The 21632-nt window shown below is 41.8% G+C and carries 21 protein-coding genes and 1 pseudogene; 3 read left to right on the forward strand and 19 right to left on the reverse strand.

Annotated features, from left to right (window positions below; genetic code table 11):
- Window positions 1-2 precede the first annotated feature (2 nt).
- The 15 genes and pseudogenes from QUF73_13290 to QUF73_13360 all read right to left on the reverse strand — a co-directional run bounded on the left by QUF73_13290 (window position 3) and on the right by QUF73_13360 (window position 16630).
- The gene (locus QUF73_13290) at window positions 3-1163 is read right to left on the reverse strand and encodes a UxaA family hydrolase (protein ID MDM5227181.1); all 1161 of its coding nucleotides are present in this window, start codon (window positions 1161-1163) and stop codon (window positions 3-5) included.
- Window positions 1163-1489, reverse strand: coding sequence for a UxaA family hydrolase (locus QUF73_13295; protein MDM5227182.1), 327 nt, complete (start codon window positions 1487-1489; stop codon window positions 1163-1165). The genes QUF73_13290 and QUF73_13295 overlap by 1 nt, the downstream gene beginning before the upstream one ends.
- A complete protein-coding gene (locus tag QUF73_13300; protein MDM5227183.1) occupies window positions 1482-2342 on the reverse strand; it encodes an amidohydrolase family protein in 861 nt (286 codons plus the stop codon). The genes QUF73_13295 and QUF73_13300 overlap by 8 nt, the downstream gene beginning before the upstream one ends.
- A 150-nt stretch (window positions 2343-2492) precedes the next feature.
- Entirely contained in the window at window positions 2493-3509 is a 1017-nt protein-coding gene (locus QUF73_13305; protein ID MDM5227184.1) for a LacI family DNA-binding transcriptional regulator, read from the reverse strand.
- Between the two features lie 540 nt (window positions 3510-4049).
- Window positions 4050-5498: a M20 family metallopeptidase gene (locus tag QUF73_13310; GenBank protein MDM5227185.1), complete on the reverse strand. Its 1449-nt coding sequence runs from the start codon at window positions 5496-5498 to the stop codon at window positions 4050-4052.
- Window positions 5495-6814, reverse strand: coding sequence for an amidohydrolase (locus QUF73_13315; GenBank protein MDM5227186.1), 1320 nt, complete (start codon window positions 6812-6814; stop codon window positions 5495-5497). Before QUF73_13315 ends, QUF73_13310 begins: the two co-directional genes overlap by 4 nt.
- Before the next feature lie 72 nt (window positions 6815-6886).
- A complete protein-coding gene (locus QUF73_13320) occupies window positions 6887-8428 on the reverse strand; it encodes an AbgT family transporter (protein ID MDM5227187.1) in 1542 nt (513 codons plus the stop codon).
- 154 nt (window positions 8429-8582) lie between these two features.
- Window positions 8583-9896, reverse strand: a complete 1314-nt coding sequence (locus tag QUF73_13325; protein MDM5227188.1) for a hypothetical protein — start codon at window positions 9894-9896, stop codon at window positions 8583-8585.
- Complete coding sequence (locus QUF73_13330; protein MDM5227189.1) at window positions 9897-11159, reverse strand: M20 family metallo-hydrolase; 1263 nt, start codon at window positions 11157-11159, stop codon at window positions 9897-9899.
- A 402-nt stretch (window positions 11160-11561) separates the two neighbouring features.
- Complete coding sequence (locus QUF73_13335) at window positions 11562-12047, reverse strand: nitroreductase family protein (protein ID MDM5227190.1); 486 nt, start codon at window positions 12045-12047, stop codon at window positions 11562-11564.
- 51 nt (window positions 12048-12098) lie between these two features.
- A pseudogene (locus tag QUF73_13340) lies at window positions 12099-13351 on the reverse strand (multidrug effflux MFS transporter).
- Between the two features lie 40 nt (window positions 13352-13391).
- Window positions 13392-13781, reverse strand: a complete 390-nt coding sequence (locus QUF73_13345; GenBank protein MDM5227191.1) for a hypothetical protein — start codon at window positions 13779-13781, stop codon at window positions 13392-13394.
- Window positions 13782-13894: 113 nt separating this feature from the next.
- Window positions 13895-14872: a DUF3231 family protein gene (locus QUF73_13350; protein ID MDM5227192.1), complete on the reverse strand. Its 978-nt coding sequence runs from the start codon at window positions 14870-14872 to the stop codon at window positions 13895-13897.
- Between the two features lie 88 nt (window positions 14873-14960).
- Window positions 14961-15845 carry an EamA family transporter gene (locus tag QUF73_13355; GenBank protein ID MDM5227193.1) on the reverse strand — a complete coding sequence of 295 codons (885 nt, stop codon included), beginning with the start codon at window positions 15843-15845 and terminating at the stop codon, window positions 14961-14963.
- Between the two features lie 92 nt (window positions 15846-15937).
- Window positions 15938-16630 (reverse strand): AraC family transcriptional regulator, encoded by a 693-nt coding sequence (locus tag QUF73_13360; GenBank protein MDM5227194.1) that lies wholly within the window; start codon window positions 16628-16630, stop codon window positions 15938-15940.
- 138 nt (window positions 16631-16768) lie between these two features.
- On the opposite strand from QUF73_13360, the gene QUF73_13365 reads away from it, so the two are divergent.
- Window positions 16769-17224 (forward strand): hypothetical protein, encoded by a 456-nt coding sequence (locus tag QUF73_13365; protein MDM5227195.1) that lies wholly within the window; start codon window positions 16769-16771, stop codon window positions 17222-17224.
- Between the two features lie 705 nt (window positions 17225-17929).
- On the opposite strand, the gene QUF73_13370 is transcribed toward QUF73_13365, so the two are convergent.
- Complete coding sequence (locus QUF73_13370) at window positions 17930-18427, reverse strand: methylated-DNA--[protein]-cysteine S-methyltransferase (GenBank protein ID MDM5227196.1); 498 nt, start codon at window positions 18425-18427, stop codon at window positions 17930-17932.
- Entirely contained in the window at window positions 18424-18990 is a 567-nt protein-coding gene (locus tag QUF73_13375; GenBank protein MDM5227197.1) for a bifunctional transcriptional activator/DNA repair enzyme AdaA, read from the reverse strand. Before QUF73_13375 ends, QUF73_13370 begins: the two co-directional genes overlap by 4 nt.
- Window positions 18991-19109: 119 nt before the next feature.
- On the opposite strand from QUF73_13375, the gene QUF73_13380 reads away from it, so the two are divergent.
- On the forward strand, window positions 19110-20030 hold the full coding sequence (locus QUF73_13380; GenBank protein MDM5227198.1) for a DNA-3-methyladenine glycosylase 2: 921 nt from the start codon (window positions 19110-19112) through the stop codon (window positions 20028-20030).
- A gap of 126 nt (window positions 20031-20156) precedes the next feature.
- Here the strand turns inward: QUF73_13380 and QUF73_13385 are convergent, their stop codons facing one another.
- Both QUF73_13385 and QUF73_13390 read right to left on the reverse strand, forming a co-directional pair.
- On the reverse strand, window positions 20157-20351 hold the full coding sequence (locus QUF73_13385; protein ID MDM5227199.1) for a hypothetical protein: 195 nt from the start codon (window positions 20349-20351) through the stop codon (window positions 20157-20159).
- Between the two features lie 83 nt (window positions 20352-20434).
- Complete coding sequence (locus QUF73_13390; protein MDM5227200.1) at window positions 20435-21043, reverse strand: YitT family protein; 609 nt, start codon at window positions 21041-21043, stop codon at window positions 20435-20437.
- Window positions 21044-21121: 78 nt separating this feature from the next.
- On the opposite strand from QUF73_13390, the gene QUF73_13395 reads away from it, so the two are divergent.
- Complete coding sequence (locus tag QUF73_13395; protein ID MDM5227201.1) at window positions 21122-21631, forward strand: GNAT family N-acetyltransferase; 510 nt, start codon at window positions 21122-21124, stop codon at window positions 21629-21631.
- The last annotated feature ends 1 nt before the right edge of the window (window position 21632 follow it).

The raw sequence follows: 21632 nt of genomic DNA on the forward strand, positions 1-21632 counted from the left end.
AATTACAGGCTGATGCTGATTCGGCTGATACTAAACTCTTGGTGACCTAAAACTTCAGCTTTTGTCAGTTCTCCCTGTGCAGTTTTTATAACGGTCTCAAAAACACGGTTTCCTGCATCGTCAATTGTTTCCTTACCTTTCATAACAGGACTTGTATCTACATCAATGTTATCCGCCATATTACGGGCTGTGATTTCATTACCTGTTATTTTGATAACCGGGATAATTGGATTTCCTGTTGGGGTTCCTCTTCCCGTCGTAAAACAGACCATATGAACACCTGCAGCTGCCATACCTGAAACACATTCGATATCATTCCCAGGCGAATCCATGAAGTAATATCCGCTTCCTGGCATTTCCTCGGCAAATGGCAGTACATCTCTTAATGGGCTTGTACCGGCTTTGCTTATACAGCCTAGTGATTTTTCTTCAATTGTTGACAAACCACCCTCAATATTGCCCGGACTTGGATTGCCGCCGCGCATGTCTGCGCCAATGCGTTCAATCTCTTTTTCAAATTTGTCTACATAGGCATAGACCTTATTTGCTACTTCTTCATTGACAGCTGATTCAGCAACAATGTGTTCAGCTCCGATGATTTCAGTTGTTTCTCCCATTACAATAGTGCCGCCCTGTTTTATGAGCATATCTGATGCTTTTCCTAAAGAAGGATTGCTGCATAATCCGGAAGTAGCGTCAGATCCTCCGCATTTCACACCCAGGATTAATTCCGAAAGCGAGATATCTGCTTGAGGGATATTTTCAATTTCTTTGTATAATTGCTTTGCTAATTCAGATCCTTTTTGAATCGCTTTGATGGAGCCTCCAGCATCCTGAATATCGATCCATTCGACAGGTTTTCCAGTTTCTTCAATTTCTTTTTTTAATTCACTTGCATCTATCACTTCACAGCCCAAACTCACTAGTAAAACTGCACCAACATTCGGGTTTTTCCCCATTCCTGCAAGCAATTTATGTGTACGTTCTTTGTCATCTCCAATTTGGCTGCAGCCATGCTGATGCGGAATAGCTACTGAAGCAGGTACGCTTTGCTGGATTCTATTTGATACATGGTTAGCACAAACAACAGTAGGGATTATTAATAAATGATTTCGTATTCCCATTTTACCGTTTGGACGGCGGTAACCTTTTATCATTTTCATTAACTTTGACCCCCTTTCGCTTTATCCCCTCTGCCTCTAATCCCTTCAATATTATGAATATGTACATGTTCACCAGGGGTAATCTCCATACTGGCTGCACCAATCACCTGACCGTATTTCACAACATTTTCAGATGGCTGAATAGGTTTAATGGCTATTTTATGTCCAAATGGAATAGCTTGTTTTGCTGTCAATTCTTCCTTTTTGCCATTAATCGCATATAGCAGCTTTTCACCAGAATCTATATTTTTCAAAAGGGTAGCAACATTATCAATCTCGGACATTACAATACTTGTTATCTCTTGCTCCTTAGTTAACTTACTCATTGATTGCACTCCTCTCCTTTAGTTTGTAAAACAATTTTGCATTTTCAGAAAATATTTGTTCTTTTTCTAATGTGCTTAAGCTATCAGGAAGGCATTTATTTATGATTTGAACCGCATCATCATAACTCCCCGCTAATAAGCAAACTGGCCAATCACTTCCAAACATAATGCGGGAAGGGCCAAACATTTCAATAATATGATGAATATAAGGCTTGAAATCTTCTATTTTCCACTGCTTCGTATCCGCTTGTGTCATTAACCCTGATATTTTGCACCAAACATTTGGAAATTTAGCTAAGGCATTCATCTCTTCTTTCCAATTATTGATTTCTTCATCTGTTATATTCGGTTTAGCCAAATGATTAATAACAGTCAATAAATCAGGAAGTGTTTCCATTAAAGTTAAAATAGAAGACGTATGCTTATTATTAATTAATAAATCAAGTGGAAGGTTATATCGAATCATCCATTTTAGATTTTCGATAACTTGTTCTTGAAGAATCCAATCGTTTTGTTCTATATCTTGAAGCATTGGACGTAATCCTACTAATCCAGGCTGCTTCAATAATGAATCTAACTGTTCCTGAAAAGATGGTGAAGATAAATCCAACCAGCCAACCACACCATAGATCCATTCATATTGTTCATATAACGATAAAAGAAATTTTGTTTCTTCGTATGTAGGGGCTGCCTGTACAAGCACCGTCCCAGAAATTTGATATTTCTCCAGCAAAGGGATTAAATCTTTCGGCAAAAAATCTTGATAGAGGACACCCATATCACTAGTAAGCCAAGAATAATCTCCTCTTTCTAGCTTCCAAAAATGCTGATGTGCGTCAATTATAACTCTCACCTTCAATTTGTTATTTTTATGTTACCGATAACATTAAAATAACAAAAGAATTTTAAATTGTCAATAAATTCTCATAAAACTCTAACTTTTCTAAAAAAAGACCTTCTTTTAGTTCTTACTTTCATTAAAACTATAATGAAAAAACTCCTATTATTTAATAGGAGTTCCAGATGACTTTCTGATAACCAATTCAGGTTTTAAATTTATTGTTCTATACTCTTTGGGACTAACTTCTTCTACTCTCTCAATGACTAATTGTGTTCCGATATATCCAAAATCATATGCAGGCTGGGAAGATACTGTTAAAAATGGATCAAGGTCCAGAAATAATTCTAGATCATCAAAGCAAACAACAGCAATATCATTTGGGACTTTAATCTTTTTTTCCCGCAGGCTATTAATAATTTTAATCGCGATAAAATTATTTGCCGCAAAAATGGCCGTTGGGCGTTTAGCCGGAGGAAGATTAACCAGGTGATCGATTCCATTCCAATCCTCCTCTTGTTTATAATGAGTCTCGATCAAAAATAAAGGATCTATGTTTAAATCTTTTATTTTTAACGTCTCTAAAAATGCCTGATACCGTTCCTTTGAAGTCGAAATTGTAAGTGGACCATGCACCAATGCTATTCTCTCATGTCCATTATCAATTAAATGCTGAAGCAGCAATTTCGTACCCTCATAGTTATCGCCAAGAACCTTATCACAAGAAACATTTTCAATCTCTCTATCAATTAATGTAAAAGGGATCCTGTTTTTTATTAATTTATTTAAATTTTTGATTGATGAATCTCCTGTTGGAGCAATAATTACTCCATCTACGCGTTTAGAAATTAACGCATTAATATAATCACTCTCTTTTTCATAGTCTTCATCTGTATTGCATAAAATTAGCTGATACCCCATTTGATTAGCCTTATCCGCAGCACCTCTTGCTACTTTTGTAAAAAAGGGGTTTGTAATATCCGTTATGATTAATGATAGTAATTTCGTCTTTTTAATATTCAAACTTTGAGCAGCAGAATTAGGAATATAGTTTAACTCTTTTATAACTGCTTCTACTTTTTCTCTTGTCTTTTCGCTAATACTCCCCTTGTTGTTAATCACTCGTGATACGGTCATCGGTGAAACATTAGCTTTTTTTGCAATATCGTAAATAGTCGTCACTTTGTTAACCCTGCCTTACATTCAGCTTTTAATTGATCCACCTTTTATATTTAGATTATCTGTTAATTCAAATATTATATCATGAAACGTTACCTTACAGGGAAACTGCCAAAAACATAAAAAGCGTCCGAGAATTCAAAAAGGAAAACACTGCGATTCTCCTTGAAGCTATTGTTTCCAAAAGATCGTTAAACCAATGAAACCCAGTAGATTTATATTAACAAAAAGACGTAAAAGTTAGTATCAGTTTGAATTAGGAGATTATTTAATGAGACTTGTTTAACCTCAATCATGCATATCGGTACTCTCCATTCTCCATGATAACAGCTTCATACTTAACTATAATTTCCGTTAGCAATATAGTGAATGGCAGGCTTGCCGCCAACGAGATGTATGTTCATCGGCATGGCCTTTGGAGTATGACGGGGAACAGGTTAATCGGTTAATTAAATAAAGATTTTAAATATGAGGGGTATCCAGCTGGACTTTCCTTTGCTTATAAAAGGGCGGAACAAAAATTGTTCCGCCCTGCAATGATATTTAGTTACTTAGAGGGGATGGCTTTACATCTCTTGGAATAGGACAAATATAGGGTGTTCCATCTCTTTTTTCTAAAAGCTCCTTCTTTGCCTCTTCAATCAGCCCGTTATCAGTTAATAGGTCAATCGCTGCCCCAGCAAGCGTTTTTCCGGCCTGAAGCATTCCTTTGTGGGCAAGGGATGTAGCCCCTTGGGATACGAGCTGCCACGAATGCAGAGGAGTGCCAAACACAAAGCAGGCACCCCAGAATTGGGCAGTCGGAACGACCCAGCTTACGTCCCCCACATCAGTTGATCCAAAAAGCACTTCATTTGACGCATCAAAATAAGGAATTACCCTATCAACAAAGCTCTGGCCATCCGCTGGTTTGAATGTTTTTCCTCCAGACATCTTTTGAATCTCATTAACCGCATTTCTCTTATCATCTTCTGTAATTTTTTCATACATTTTTTTCGCATAATGCTGTTCTTGCTCGTCATACATCGGGAGTCCAAACTTCTCCAGATTATGCTGAAGAACCTTTCCCAATGCGTCATTCGGAATGTAATTGGAGCAGGCTTTATCAAACCTTACTTCTACCTCTGTTCCAGTCATTAAAGCTGCTCCTCTGGCAACATTGTAAACTCTCTCGTAAATGCTCTTAACATCGTTTATTTTCGGTGCGCGAATCAGGTAAAGAACCTCCGCTTCCGCCTGGACGACATTAGGCGAAGCCCCCCCTGTATTCACAATTGAATAATGGACTCTGGCATCCGGAATGATGTGCTCCCTTAGATAATTTACGCCTACATTCATTAATTCTACTGCATCCAGCGCACTTCTGCCTAAATGAGGGGAATTCGCTGCATGTGATGCCGTCCCTTTAAATTTAAAATAAACCTGATAGTTTGAGAGCGAGGACATCGAAAAAATACCGCTAAAGGAACCAGGATGCCAAGTCAGTGCACAATCCACTCCTTCGAACAGCCCTTCCCTTACCATATAGGTTTTACCAGAACCGCCTTCTTCTCCTGGACATCCGTAATATTTAATTGTTCCTGCCATATTGTTTTCTTCCATATATTTTTTGACTGCGACCACAGCTGCCAAAGGGGCTGTCCCTAGCAAATTATGTCCGCATCCATGCCCATTCCCGCCTTCGGCAACCGGTTCATGGACGGCAGTTCCAGATTTTTGGCTTAAGCCTGCAAGTGCATCAAACTCTCCCAAAATAGCAATCTCCGGCTTGCCGCTTCCATGGCTTGCAATGAACGCTGTCTGAATTCCCCCGACTCCTCGATCAACCTTAAAACCTTCCTTTTCCAAAACAGAAGCAAGCAGTTCAGCAGATTGATATTCTTCAAATCTCGTTTCTGCATACTCCCAAATCTTATCTGCAACCTTAATAATTTCCTCCCCGTTTTCCTCAATCAGCTCATCGAGTCTTGAAATATATTCTGCCTTTTTCATTTTGCCACCCCTTCGACTCTCTCAATGTTAATAATCAGCTCTGATAGTGCTTTTAGCGCTATTCTCATGACAGATTCGTCAATATCGAATCTTTCATTGTGATGCCCTGCTGCCAGGCTTGTCCCAAAGATTATGTAGGAAGCGAGTCCGTTATTATTCTTTACCCTTTCCATCATGTAAGTGGCATCCTCTGAACCCGCCGCAAACGGTGAATCATCCAGGACATGTTCAACCTCATCAATTTTTTCAGTGATTTCTTTAATATATTCTTTCAGAACTTTATTGGATTCACTTGTTTTAGCCTCTCCCACAACATCAATTACCGCTTCAGTCTCATACATGACGGCAGCACCTTTAATGATGCTTAGAGCATTCTTTAAAATATATTCGTTAATTTCAGTAGTCTCTCCGCGTGTTTCTATCTTTAAATGGGCTGAAGCAGGAATGATATTGCGGCCGCTCCCTGCCTGAAGCACACCGACATTTATACGGGATGATCCTTCACTGTGCCTTGAAATGGCATGCAAATTCATTACAGCTGATGCTGCTGCAAGCAAAGCATTATTTCCTGCTTCCGGATTCGCTCCCGCATGGGCGGCTTTTCCTTTATAGGTGACATCCAGTTTAGTAGTTGCAAGGAAACCATCCGATCCGCTGACCACCTCTCCAAGAGGGATCCCAGTACCGACATGGGAAGCAAAGAAGATATCCACTTCATCAAGGACTCCAGCTTCGACCATTGATTTTGCGCCGCGGACTCCCTCTTCAGCCGGCTGGAAGATGAAAACGATTTTACCGCTCAGCTGATCTTTTGATTCAGATAACAATTTTGCCAAGCCAAGTCCGATGGCTGTATGAGCATCATGCCCGCAAGCGTGCATCATATTGGCGTTTATTGAGACGAAGCCTTCTTTGACAGGGACATGCTCCTCATCGTTAGATTCCTGTATATCAAGCGCATCCATATCAAAACGCAGTCCTATAGCCGGTCCCGGGCGTCCGGAATCCAAAGTCCCTACGACACCGGTTAAACCGCCTGAAAAATATGGAAGCCACTTGGGATCCGCGCCCTGTTCCAAGGCACGCTTTTCGTTTTCTTCAAGGGTTGAAGCCGATGGTACACCCATCCTTGACTCTTTACGCACAACCTCTTTACCGGCTTTAACTTCATATCCCCATGCCTCCAGCTTGGATGCCACAAGAGAAGCAGTCCTGAATTCCAGCCAGCCTGACTCGGCAAATTTGTGAAAGTCCCTTCTCCATTCAACCATCTGGCCAAAGGTTTTTTCGATTAAACTAGTTGTTTGATTATTCATATTTATTGTCTCACCTTTCGTTTGGAGTTAATGGAAAAAGGAGAAGCTGTACCTTCTCCTTTTTTCATACATTTACTTAAGGTACATTCCTACACCTGGCCCTATTGGAATACCAGCTAGTCCAAATACAAGCAGCATGATGACCCAAATAACAAAGAATACAATTGTATACGGAATCATAAGCGACATAAGAGTGCCGATTCCTGCCTTTTTATCATATTCATTCATGAATGCGAGCAGGATCGCGAAATATGGATTAAGCGGTGTAACCATGTTCGTTGATGACTCGCCAATCCTGTAAGCCACCTGGATAAAAGCAGGATGGTAATTCAAGAGCATCAGCATTGGCAGGAACACTGGAGCCTCCAGTGCCCAAAGCGCAGAGCCGCTTATAATGAATAAGCTTAAAAATGCAGTAAGGATTGCGAAGCCAATAATGACAGGCATACCTGTTAAATTCATAGATGAAAGGAACTCAGCAGAGTTTACAGCAATCCATGTTGAAAGATTGCTCCAGTTAAAATAAGCAATGAACTGGGCAATCGCGAATACTAATACGATATAACCAGACATCTCCCTGATTGAATCAGTCATTAACTCTGGTACTTCACTAACTTTTTGGATTTTTTGGATGGATACACCGTATGTAACACCAACGGTAATGAAGAACATAAAAATAATCGGGATAATTCCATCTAAGAATGGTGATGGGATAAGACCGCCATCTTCATTTTGCAGCGGTGAACCCGGAATCAAAACCAGGGCTGCAACAGCAGCAATATATAGGATCGCTGCAATTAAGGTATTCTTAAGCGCTTTGTTTTCCAGATGGTTTGTCTCAAAATTAAGCTCTTTCTTATCAGACTTGCCAGTATAAGTCCCCAGCCTTGGTTCTACGAATTTTTCAGTCAGCAATCCACCGGCTATGGTTAGGATTATTGTTGATAAACTCATAAAATACCAGTTATCAATAGGTGTGACTATTACATCAGGGTTGATGGTCTGAGCAACTTCAGTTGAAATTCCGGAAAGAAGCGCATCCGTTCCAGCAACTAAAATATTTGCTGTAAAGCCAATTCCTGAGCTGGCGAATCCGGCGGCAAGACCTGCAATCGGATGACGTCCCAATGAATAAAAAATCACAGCTGCCAGCGGTGGTATTATGACAAATGCTGCATCTGAAGCAATATTTCCCATTATTCCAATAAAGAATACCGCGTAAGTAATAATTGATTTGTGCGCATTAATGATCGTTTTCTTAATAACACTTTCAAACAATCCTACTCTTTGTGTTAAACCGATACCAAGCATCATTGTCAGTACCAGTCCAAGAGGCTTAAAGCCTGTAAAGTTCTCAAGCATGGAAGTTAAAATAAACCGGAGTCCTTCACCTGAAATTAAGCTTTTTACTTTTAATTCCTCTCCTGATCCTGGATGAACTACTGAAACATCAAACAAGCTGACCAGCCAGGAGATGGCCATCATGGCCAAGGCTAAGTAGATAAACAGCATGAATGGATGCGGCAGGCGGTTCCCTGCCCGTTCAATAAAATTCAAAAAACCAGAAAAGCCTTTTTCCTTCTCAGTATTCTGTTTCGCAGAAAGTTGAGCCACTCAATTCACCTCTTTTAGAATAATAGTTTATAAATCATTCATTTAAGGAATATGTCCTTAATTATTCCGTAAAAATAGTATAGTATAGAATCAGAATTTTTTCACTATTTTTTATATAATAAATTTTTTTATTAAAAAACCCTTCCATCATGCGTTAGATGGAAGGGCTTTGATCAATATTTAATTTATATATTTTTTTCGGTCTTCCTCTTTGGCCGGATTGCTCTTCTCCTGCAAGCTGTACCAGCTGCAGGCGTTCCATTTCTGCTAAGATTCGTCTGGCATTGCGCTCTGTGCTCTTCAGCCAGAGGGATAATTCTTGAGATGTTACAATACTTTTTCGATAGTGCTGCGACAAAGACTGGATTTTACTAATAACAGCAGGACTTATCTGGGAATCTTTCAATTTCTTTTCCCATTCCTTGCCTAAAGAACGGCCGCTATAAGAAAAACTTTCGTTTACAGCAGCCTTTTCAGTGACCTGCTTACTTTCATCTACTAATATAATAACAGGTGTTTCCTTATCTCTTGCATATTGTATTGCTATACGGAGATTCTGCTCCGCTTCAAGCGCCGTGATTCCATACCCAAGTCCGGTCCTGATCTGCAATTTACTGTGAAGCTTAACATCTTCAATCAGCCTGAAAAGTGACCTGTCATTTAAATGCAAATCCATTTCTCCCCTGGTAGTATAAATATGGAAGTGCCCATCCCCTATTTGCACTAAGGAGCCATTTATTAATTCAGCATAATTCAATAAAAGCCTTTTAAGCTCTAATTCTTGATGTTTCATCTTAAATGAATAAAGCTGTTCATCACTTGAGACCTGAAACACTTCTACTCCTAATATCGCAGTTTGCGCCTTTCGATACCAGTTAGAGGCTCCCCGCTCTTTTAAAATCTGAAGCATAAGACTAATAGATATGATGTCAGGCGTCACTCGGTAACAAGGTACCTTAAGTTCAGTCAGCCTAGTATATACTGCCCGCAGGCATGTAATCACCGCATCTATTTTTCCTGCCTGGTAGAGATTTAAATGATAATTAATGATGTCCTGGGCAGGCATATAGCCTGCGTATGGGAAGGTATTGATTTCTAAAGGATAAATGGAGTTCTGAATTGCATGTATCTCGTTCTCCTTAATGGTATCGAGACTAATTTTTTTCAGTATTTTTTGCTCTTTCACCTGAGCTTCAAGCAGCGTTTTATAGAGGCTGTTTCCATTCAGCGGCGGAAAAATACCATCTTCCACAGCAATCAGACCCTGTGACAGCGCCAAATGATAGGGAGCTTGCCCAGAGAAAAACCACTGGTCGATTTTGTGTCTATTGTCGTTGATGATGCGGATTGTATCTTCTGTTCTTTGATAAGGGAAAAGAAATATTTCAATATTATCAAATTCTCTTGCTGCCTTTTTTACCAATTCAACGGAATCACCAGGACCTATTACACCAAGATTAATTCTCATCTAAACATTCCTTTTTATGTACTCAACCAGGATATTGGTTCCCAGACTTAAATCCTTAATAGCTGCAAATTCATCCGGATGGTGGCTTATCCCCTCTTTACATCTGATAAAAATAAGTCCAGATGGCCATTTCCTGCTCATATTCATGACATCATGCCCCGCTCCGCTTTCCATCATCAGACACTGATAGCCCAATGACTCCCCAATTTTTTTCAGCTCTTGGGAAAGTTCGCTGCTAAGCATGATAGAGGCATTATTCACTAGTGTATTTATTGTTATTTTAACATGTAAGTCCTCACTGATCGATGAGCATTTTTCCCTTATCAAGGATACCATTTTGTTCTTCAAAGCGTCATCGACACTGCGGATATCAATTCCCAATTCTATTGATCCAGGAATGGCAGTAAACGTGTTTGGCTGAAGTGCCAGTGTACTTGCTGTAGCGACTATCGGGTATTCATTATCGATGGATAAACGCTCAGCGGTCTCAGCTACAAACGTGATTAAAGGGGCTGTGGCTACTAGTGCATCTATCCGTCCTCCCATTGGAGCAGTCCCTGTATGTCCGGTTCTTCCCACTATCTTTATTTTCAAGCGTATCGGACATGCAACGGCAGTAACAGAACCAAAGTCTGCACCTGCATTTTCAAGCCTCATTCCCTGTTCGATATGAAGTTCTACAAAAGACTTTAACTCAGAAATATTTCTTTCTGCCTGAGGCATTTCCTCCCACTTTACACCTCTTAATTCTATTGCCTCCTTAACCGTAATTCCCTCTTCATCCTGAAGATTTTCAAGTTCTTCTGGATTAAGGATTCCTGCCATTGCTTTGCTGCCAATAGTAGAGATGCCAAATCGAGACGACTCCTCAGAAGCAAAGCAAATGACCTCGATTGGTCTATCTGGCTGAAAGCCCTCTTCCTTTAGCTTTTTGACTGCCCCAAGTGCACAGACGACACCCGCTGCTCCATCATAGCCCCCTCCGCCTTTTACAGTGTCCAAGTGCGAGCCAAACGCCAGGGCTGGTTTGAAAGGCTGATTCCCAGGACTCCACCGGGCAATCATGTTTCCAGCGAAATCTTTTTTTACACTAAGTCCCATCTCTATTGCTATAGATTTAAATACTTCCATTGCCTGAGCTTCTTCTTCACTATAACCGAGACGTGTAAATCCATTGGGAAGAATAAGCTCATCTGTCAGGTTAAGCAACTTCAAATGTTCCTCCAGCCATACCTCCATATTTAGAACATTCTTTACATCCATTTTGCGACCATCCTTCCATAAAGAAATTAGGAATTTTTCCGTTAATATTCCATATTAATTATAATACGATAAAAATCCATATTCTCCTTTTACTAACAATAATTAGGATCATCAAAAAAATACGCCTGATATTGAGACGGTGAATTGATCAATGTTCAATCTTAACTAAATAAACATTGGCCATTCCGATTGCAATCTTCAACTCACAGAAAAAAATTTTAATTGCCTCGGGGCTCAATCGTCTGACCCTATAAATGATTCAGGGAATCTATAACATTCTCTATTCTTTAGTTCTATTAGGTTCCCTGCTTTCCAGTAAATTGACCCGTTACTCATAGAGCCTGTTTTTAATATAAAAAATGAGCGCCATCCTTGTTTTGGATAGGCGCCCTATAAAAATACTTATGATAAATGCTTAATCTTCCTGTCAATCGGTGTACGTTCCTTCGCTTCTGGTACTTCCTCAGGAAAGCCTACTCCTAAAATACCGACTACATCGCTATCATCCGGGACATTTAAAGTGGTTCTTGCTGCAGCTGAAACCCCCAGGGAAGACCAGAATGTCCCCACTCCTGATGCCCACGCCATCAGCATGAAGTTCTGGATAAAGCAGGATACTGCAGCCATGTTCTCAGTTCGTTCCAGGTCGGTAGCTCCATGCTTGGATAGGATGGCCAGCACGACTGGCGCCTGGCAAAAATCGGTTTTGTGGTTCAGCTTAGCCCTTGTTTCCGGACCAACAAATAATACTTCCCATGGCTCCGTCATTTTATGGTTGGGTGCCATGCTCGCAGCCTCCAGCCAGGATGTGATTAAACTATGCTCCACTTTATCAGATTTGAATTTTTTTATGTTGCGGCGAGTCGTGATTATTTTCTGTATATCCATTGTTAATTTCCCCTTTCATTTATTATTCATTTTACTAGATAAATAGACTTTTTACATGACAGCTTTCTCATTATCAATGGATTTCCTCTTGGGCCTGGCTGCCAGGAACATATAGGACAGTACAGCCCCGGCACTGGCACATGCTATGACAATCCCCATCGATATTGCCGGGCTGTCTCCTAAGCCGACAAGGGGAGCCACACATCCTCCAAAGATTAAAGATAGTACCCCCAGTAATGCGGAGGCACTCCCTGCCGACTTTCCCTGATTTTGCATGGCAAGCGAGAAGCCTGAAGTACTCACCACCCCAATACTTGAAACAACAAAGAATAACGGCGGCAAAATAGCGTACAAGCCTGCATCTAAAAGAAGCATGATTAAAAGAGCAATAGCCCCAATGAAAGAAATGCATATGCCAGCCGTAAAAAGCTTCCTTTCACTGATCCGACCGGCTAATCTTCCCGTGATTTGACTGGAAATGATAATTCCAAGTCCGTTGATGGCGAATATCAGGCTGAACATCTGCGGGGAGGCCCCATAAATGTTCTGAAGGACGAAGGGTGAGCCGGATATATACGCAAACATGGCAGCAAACACCAGGCCTTGCGACAATGCATACCCTATGAAACTTCGATCAGATAAGAGGTGCTGAAAGGTAGTTAATGTGTTTTTTATGCCGCCCTGTGAACGGGAATCATCTGGCAGCGTTTCTGGCAGTCCGAATAGTACGACAAGAAACATCACCAAGCCGATTACACTCAAAACGATAAACACTCCCTGCCAGGGAGCAATCCGCAATAACTGGCCGCCAAGTATGGGGGCAAGAATAGGAGCCACACCATTCACTAAAGCCAGCAGAGAGAAAAATTTGGTCAGCTCCGTGCCTGAGTAAAGATCCCCGACAATCGCACGGGAGATGACAATCCCTGCTGCCCCGGCCAGGCCCTGAATAAACCTAAGCACAATCAAGCCCCAGATGGACTGGCTAAAGGCGCACAAGAGAGAAACGGCAAAATAAATCAGTAATCCTACTAGAAGCGGCTTCCGGCGTCCGCGTACATCACTGAGCGGCCCTGCAAGCAGCTGGCCAAGGATAGGCCGAGCAGGAAAAAGGTCAAACTTAGCTGTACAAGGGACGGCTTGGTATGCAGATCATCAGCAATATCAGGCAGAGCCGGCAAATACATGTCGATGGATAACGGGGCAAACGCAGCTAAAGTACCAAGCACGATCGCCATCCATAATCGCCTGGACTTTGAAGGTGCACCCGGGGCATTTCTTATACTTTCTAAAGAATCATTCATTGATTTTCCTGCCTTTTCCTATGAATTTTGGACTTTAAGCTCAAAGGTTATGGATAAGAATTCGTATGGCTTCTGAAACATCCACCTTTTTTTCCTGGCAGAAATGATTCAGCTTTTTGAACATTTCTTCATCCAGCCTGACATGGATGGAATGCTTAAGTTTTTGGCCTTCTGGCTTCTTTGGCCGGCCCCTTCCAATTTTCCGCTGTCCTGTTTCGTCCCTCCAAACGGCTATGGTCACATACCCGTCTTTTTCCAGCCATTTCTGAAGATCATTTTCCTTCCAAATGTGCGCTGCATCATTTTCATGTTTTTTCAGATATTCAGCAAGACCCTCACCTTCCAGGCCTTTCTTTTTCGCTTTATGGATCATCTTGTTTCTAAGAAACTCTTCATATTGTTCGAATGATGTAAAGGTTTGTTCTTTCATAAACCCTCCGGAATATTTTTTGTTCTACAAAAAATAATATATAGTTTTATTTAACAATGCAATCTTTTTTGTAGTACAAAAAATACTATGGAGAAATAATCATTAAAAATAGCCTAATTCCGCGGCACTTCCTCAAGCCATCCATTGGAAATCATAATCTTTACGCCCTCACGTATATACTCATAAACCTCAATACCAAATTTGCCAAAATTCATATTCAAATCATTGCGAAGGCTGAAGCCAATGCCAAATCCCTGTCCGCCAATACTAAACCCGCACAAAAGATAGGTGCAAAATAACATTAGCTTATCCGAAAACGGAGCCTCTGTTGAATTTGTCACTGTCCCCCCTGAAGTGGCTGGCGGCTGGATATCATTTTGAAGAAGCTTTTCCCCCAGCTCTTTAATAATTTCTTTCGAAAGCTCTTTCCCTTTAATAAAATATTTTTTAACTTCTTCTCCTTTTGCACATTGAGCAAATCCAGACATCAGCTGCATGCCGGTAATATTCGTTTCAATCCCATGATACATAAGCCCAAATTCCACCGTATTAATGGGGCGCTTCTGTCCAAGAATATTCATTCCTTTCAAATAGTTATTACTGGTCACAAAATCAGCTGATTTAGGCAAGTTTATAAAGGTGGGACTTGGAAGCAGCCCTTCATCCAAAAGAAATTGAGTAAATTTATCATAATATTCCTGAGTTAATGCGGTCATGTCCCTATAAAGCTTAATAATATCCTTTCGATAAGACATGGTTAAATGAAGGACATACATGCCCATGCTTATTTCCTTTAAAATCCGGCAAAACATGATATCAAATCCGTTCTCATACAGTACGGGAGCATTTACATTGACATCTTGATCCGTAAAGCCGATTGGGACAGCAGCCCCCTCATTTTGAAGCAGTTTTTTAACTTCAACAACTTTTGGATGAAGTTTATTCCACAATCCTGACATCAAATTTTTCGCCTTTGGATTATCCGATTTCTCTATAAAGTATTCTAAAATACGAAGAATCATTGTTTTTTTTTGATAGGTCATCCATAATGCACCCAGTTCGGTTGAACTGATTTTAGATTTTTCAGGCATAAGAACACCTCCGTTTTGACTAAAGAATAGTTTGTGTTCTTTTGGAGTTTTTATGCGGTGAATGGTTTGCATTAGGCCATTCTCAAGCTCATGCTGCTCTTATTTTGCTGCCCGAGTTTTGGGATGAACCGATTAATACCGCTATCCCCATCATTATGAGGAATACCCCTAGCCAGGAGACTGCGGTTAACGATTCTCCCAATAGGAAAACTCCTAATAATGCTGCAGTTAACGGTTCCGCCAGTGCAAGTGTGACAGCCGTTGAAGAAGAAACATGGACAAGCCCTTTTGCAAAAAGGAAATAGGCAATTCCCGTAGCCAGGATCCCCAGGTGAAGACTGACAGTCAAACCCCGAACACTCGCAAGCCAGGACATATCAAAAATAAACAAGAATGGCGATAGCAGGATGGCACTTAGTGTGAATACAACCGCAACAATTGATAATGATGAATAATTTTCAACCAGGTCCCTGCTGACAAGCGTATAGCCAGCAAATGTCAAACCAGCCCCCAAAGCCATTAATAGGCCAGCCGGGTCCATTTGAACCGAATCCTTGTTCAGAAATAGCAGAACACAGCCTAAAATGGAGAGGATGGTAGAACACCACCAAATGACAGTCGGGCGCTTTTTAAGAAAAATCCATTCAAGGAAACCCGATAAGATGGGCGCACTGCCGATTGCGGTCACGGTCCCGATGGCCACCCCTGTAAGGGTGACTGCTGAGAAGAACAACGGCTGGTACAATGCCATGCAAAGTGAAGCCATAAGAGTGTTCTTGATGGGCCAATTTTTCAGGTCCAGCTTTCCTGCCAGAAGAACCATGCATAATAAAAATAAACCTCCTGCTGCCAGACGGGCTGCCCCGATGGCAATCGGATGTGCGTTTTCCGGCGCAAATGCCTGCGTTGTACCCGTGGTCCCCCAGAGCACTCCGGCAAGCAATATATAAAATGGTGCTGTTTTCCCGCTCATGTTCTCACCCCAATAAAAAAAGATAAAAAGAATCATTAAACTTATCTTAGAAAATTTCCTGAGAATTTTCTTTACCTAGTTTAATATCCCTTTTATCTTTTCTTAAGGATCCTGTACTTTTGTGGTGCTACCCCTTCACAGCGGTTGAACCACCGGGTAAAAGAGGAAGAATTTTCGAAGCCTAATTCCCCGCTGATCACCGACATGGACCAGGAGGTTGACATTAATAAATGCTTCGCTTCTTTCAAACGAAGATCAGATATGTAGGCTTTTGGGCTTCTCCCGGTTTTCTTCTTAAACCATGCGGAATAATAGGCTGGATGATAATGTTCGATTTGCGCTAAAGTCTCTAATCGGATGGACTCCTTAAAATGCCTATGAATATAGTCAATCGATGGGGGTTTGGCGACTTGCAGTTTGCTGGCCACATACCTGGTCAAGTCTGCCAGGGAGGATGCATTCCCCTGATTCCCCGCCTCTTCCAGCAGCAAATATCGGATTGAAGCCCATTGCTGATCCAGCTGAATGAACATACAGCTAGTCTCTACCGGCAAATAAGTCTTCGGGATATCCAGGATCAAAAATTCATTCCGGTCCATCGAACGATAGTTATGATCAACCCCTTGCGGAAGGAAAAAACAATAGTCCGGGCTAAGCTTGATTTCCTGCCATTTCGTCTGGATATCCAGGGAGCCCTGCAAGGGGAATAGAAACTGGCCAAACTCATGCTGGTGCGAATGAAACTCTCTGGAATAGGATCTTTTTTCGCAGATGATGCTTTTCATTTAGCTCCCCCTTCTCTTTAAGGTCTATTATAATTCTAAACATTGAAGGAATAAAGATCGTACGAATCGGAGAATCCAAAACTGAATAAAAAAAATCAAATGTCACATGATAATGAAAAAAATGGTGGTGGCATCCGGATGGCAAATTTCTTTAGAATAGCCAATGCGATTATCTTATGGGCAATAGTCATTAAGTTTCTTCCAAAGAAATCATTTAAAAGGTTTTTGCCGGTTACACTGTTCTGCGCAGGTAATTTGCTGATAATTTCTCTTCTTAACTTCATCTTTAAATGGTGGAATGTAAAAGGCGGCACTAAATTTCTTATATTTGATGACCTTGCTTTTATATACGGGCCATTTTTCACCATAAACTTGTGGGTATTTCATTTTACATATGGAAAATTCTCGATCTATGCCTTAAGCAATCTCATTATGGACCTTTTATTCGCTTTTCCTTTGAGTGCACTTTTTCAAAAAATAGGCCACTATAAGTTAAATAAATTAAGCTCAATGGGGTTATTTATTATGTACTATGCCTTAGCATTATCAAATTACGGATTTCAAATGCTTTTCGAAAAAGAAGGTAACCGTTAAAAAATAAACAAGGACTGCCGGGAGTTTTTTCGGCAGCCTTACAAATAAAGCCACTTTAGTGCCTGTTTGACAGCTGATTCAACACTGCATTCGGACTTAAATCCTCGGTTTTCACCCTATCCTGTCCGAATCGGCCACAGATTCGGACTCAAATCCTTGGTTTTCTCCTTATCCTGTCCGAATAGGCACTGCATTCGGACTTAAATCCTTGGTTTTCTCCTTATCCTGTCCGAATAGACACTGCATTCGGACTTAAATCCTCGGTTTTCACCCTATCCTGTCCGAACAGGCCACAGATTCGGACTCAGATCTTCGGTTTTCTCCTTATCCTGTCCGAATAAGCACTGCATTCGGACTCAAATCCTCGATTTTTTCCTTATCCTGTCCGAATCGGCCACAGATTCGGACTCAGATCTTCTATTTCTTCTTATCCTGTCCGAATAGGCACTGCATTCGAACTTAAATCCTCGGTTTTCTCCCTATCCTGTCCGAATAAGCCACAGATTCGGACTCAGATCTTCTGTTTTCTTCTTATCCTGTCCGAATAGGCACTGCATTCGGACTCAAATCCTTGGTTTTCTCCTTATCCTGTCCGAATCGGCCACAGATTCGGACTTATTTTGAAGGATCCAATTTATTATCGCCTCAAGCTATATACTAATCCCAGCTGCTGAATAATAAAAAGAGCCGAAGATGTCCATCTCTTCAGCCTTGTTTCTCCAATTCAAGCAGAGTCTGCTTCATTTTAATGCCCCCGCGATAGCCGGTTATCGCACCATTTTTACCGATGACACGATGGCATGGGACTGCGATTAACAGCGGATTGGCACCAATTGCTTTCCCGGCTGCCCGTACTGCCTGCGGCCTGTTTATTTGTGCGGCAATGTCCGAATAGGAGACAGTTTTCCCGTAAGGAATCTGCGCTAATGCCTCCCAGACTTCCTCTTGAAACAGAGTGCCTTTTACATCCAGTTCCATTGAAAAAACTTGTCTTTTTCCCAGAAGAAATTCCTGTAATTCAATCATATATGCCTGCAGTGCTTCTTTATTTTCCACAAGCACTGCAGCTGGAATATATTTTTTCAGCGACCTTTCAAAATCCTCAAACTCCGGGTCAGAGCCTATATAGCAGAGGCCCTTTTCTGTTTTCGCCAGATAAAGTCTCCATTCACCTTCCTGCAGGTTCGCCCATTCAATGTTCATTCTTTCTCCTCCCTTGTTTTGTTTCTATATGCTGCAGGTGTTGTGCCCAGCTTCTTTTTAAATAAAGAGATAAAATAAGGGGTGCTGGGGAATCCTGCTGATGCGCCGACATCGGCTATCGATTGCTCCCCGGCCTCCAGCATATGGACGGCTTTTTCGAGTCGGATATCCTGAATATACTCTGTGGGCGACTTCCCGGTGACCCGTTTGAACACCCGCTGTAAATGATAGGGACTTCCATGAAACAGGTCACCCAATTGATGCAATGTAATCGGGTCGGTATAATGCTGATTGATCCACCCGGTTATTTGCTTAATCCATTCTTCTGCAGGCAGGCTGAGGCCTTCCGGTTTACAGCGCTTGCAGGGCCTGAAATTTTCCGCCAGTGCTTGAGCGGCATTTTGAAAAATAGCGACATTGCCGATATTAGGGACCCTTGACCGGCACGACGGTCTGCAGAATATCCCTGTCGTTTTAACGCCATAAAGAAAGAGATCATCATAGGATTTGTCGCAATCCTTTATCGCGTTCCAATATTCTTCCGGAATCTGTTCATAAGCCACCTGCGCTCACCTCTGCTAAAAAGTATACACAAAAAATGTTCATCATCAGCGATTTCCTAAATATAAACGCAAGATAACGTAATCCTGAGGATTTACAATAAAGAAAAGGAGGAATCCAATTGAGCTCTCATTTTATTAACTGGAAAGAGGATGAAAATGGCCTGGTCCTTTTCACTCCGCATGAATTCAGCTTTACCGAAAACCTGCGATACTTATCAAGATCAGCAAATGAATGCCTTTATGAGATTTCCGGCGAGACAATTAGACGTGCCCTTTCCATCGGGAATGATAAGCTCCTGCTTGAAATAAGCGGTGAGTCAGATCAGTTCCTATCCGTCAGCATTCATAAGCCCGTCACGCATCAAATGAAAGCGGAAATTGCGGCATATATTCATGATTGGTTCGACCTTGGAGCAAACCTGACCCCATTTTATGAGATGGCACAAACAGATCCCTTGCTGCAAAAGCCTGCAGAGCAATTTTTCGGGCTGAGAGTCATGGGAATTCCCGACTTATTCGAGGCTCTTGCCTGGGGAATCCTTGGGCAGCAGATTAACCTTACATATGCGTATACACTAAAGAGGCGGCTCGTTGAAAAATATGGGGAGTGCCTGGAAGACGGCAGGAGCAAATACTGGCTCTTCCCTGCAGCGGAAACGATTGCCGGATTAACCATCGAAGATCTGACCGACTTAAAAATGACCGTTAAAAAATGTGAATATCTCATTGATGTGGCCTGTTTGATTGCAAACGGTGAGCTCTCGAAAAAGGACTTGCAAAACGCGGGAAATGTAAAAGCTGCAGAAAAAAAGCTGACCAAAATACGCGGCATCGGTCCCTGGACCGCCCATTATGTCCTTATGCGGTGCCTGCGCTTCCCGAACGCTTTTCCAATCGATGATGTCGGCCTTCATAATGCGATCAAAGCGACTCTCGGCTCTGAAAGCAAACCAGCGAAGGAGGAAATCCTGAAATGTTCGGCTGGCTGGGAGAATTGGGAAGCGTATGCTACTTTTTATTTGTGGAGAGTATTATATTAAATTATTTTCACTGTGCCATCGCCGAAAAACTAATGTGACGCGGAGTGGCCGATATATTGAAATTTTGGCCGATAAAATTAAATTCTGACCGATATATCCGATAGAGGACAGGTTCCCCTGTCCTTTCTATGTCAGAAAAAAATATAGTGGTGTCATCACAAGAAATAAAGCCTGAAAAAAACATCCGCCGGCACAGCCAAGACAGCCCTCATCCGCCAGCTGCTCCCCTGCTTCATACGTATTCTCGCCTACATCCCAGCCATTATCCTCTTCTTCATTATTCTTCTTGCTATTCTCCTTATCTTCTTGCAGCTGAATCATAGTATCCCCGCTTTCTTGTTATTACCCTAAAATAATAGTAAATTATTTTCCATAAAAAAAGAAAAGGCCTGCACGGCCCTTCTTCAGTAATGGATCTTATACTTCTCCACAAGTATTTTTACATCAAGCTTGTAAATGAGATCAATCATCCGCGTCCCGATCATCTGGCAGATCACCGCATAAACAATAACCTTCCAGTCCACGACAACACCGGTAAGGAGAAGCAGACTGCCATTTATGTAAAATAAAGTCCGTCCCGGCGCACTTCCCCTTGCTTTGGAAATGATTAACGCAAGGATATCCATGCCCCCTGACGAAGCGCCCATCCGGAATAAAATTCCGACTCCTATTCCAAAGACTACAGCTCCAAGCAAAAGATCCAGGAGAACCGGATTCAGCGGTTCCGTTATGTATGGAGTCAGAAAATCAATTGTAACCGAAGTAACGGAAACACAAAACAGCGTCCAGATCACACTGCTTTTCCCGAGCCATTTGGCCGCTGCCAGCAGCAGGCCCGCATTCAAAACCCATAATGTCACCGAAAAAGGCGTGTCCAATAGATAATTGAATAAAACCGCCATACTCGCCGCGCCGCCGGACGGGATTAAATGCGGAAACAAGAAAAAGGTCATCGCGAGACCCTGGATGCTGGCGGCCATTCCCAAAATCAAAGATTTATAGAGTACGTGCATGACAAAAACTCCTAACGTTTTTACTTTCTCTATCTTATAATATTTTCATAGAAGACGGAACCGCACGAGGTGAATAGAATGACTATTCTTTTTGAAACAGATCGGCTCCTGCTCCGGATCATGCAGGCTGATGACCTGGATGCAGTTTTTGAAATTTGGGGCAGCCCCGAGGTAATGAAATACTGCGGCGGCTCCAGCACAAAAAGCCGTATCCAGCGCTCCATTGAATTTTATCAGCGTCTGCAGAATGAAAAAGGCTACTCTGTTTATACTGTTCTGCTAAAAGAAACCTCCGCCATCATTGGAGTTTGCGGGTTTAATCCGGCAGAAAATGAAGATGAGGCAGAGCTCCTCTACCATTTTAATCAGCGTAACTGGGGAAAAGGATATGCTGCTGAAGCTGCCGCTGCATGCGTGGCCGCTTTAAGGAAAAATTGCCCGAACGTCCGGAAAATTACCGCAGCTGTGGATCCCGCTAACCCTGCATCCGGGAAGGTGCTCGGGAAAATCGGCATGACCGCGGCTGGAATGAAGTGGTTTGAAGATACACAGCAGGAAGAACTGTGTTATGAAATAGAACTTGCGTAAA

Origin of the sequence: Cytobacillus sp. NJ13 (assembly GCA_030348385.1) — a bacterium.
GTDB lineage: Bacteria > Bacillota > Bacilli > Bacillales > Cytobacillaceae > Cytobacillus.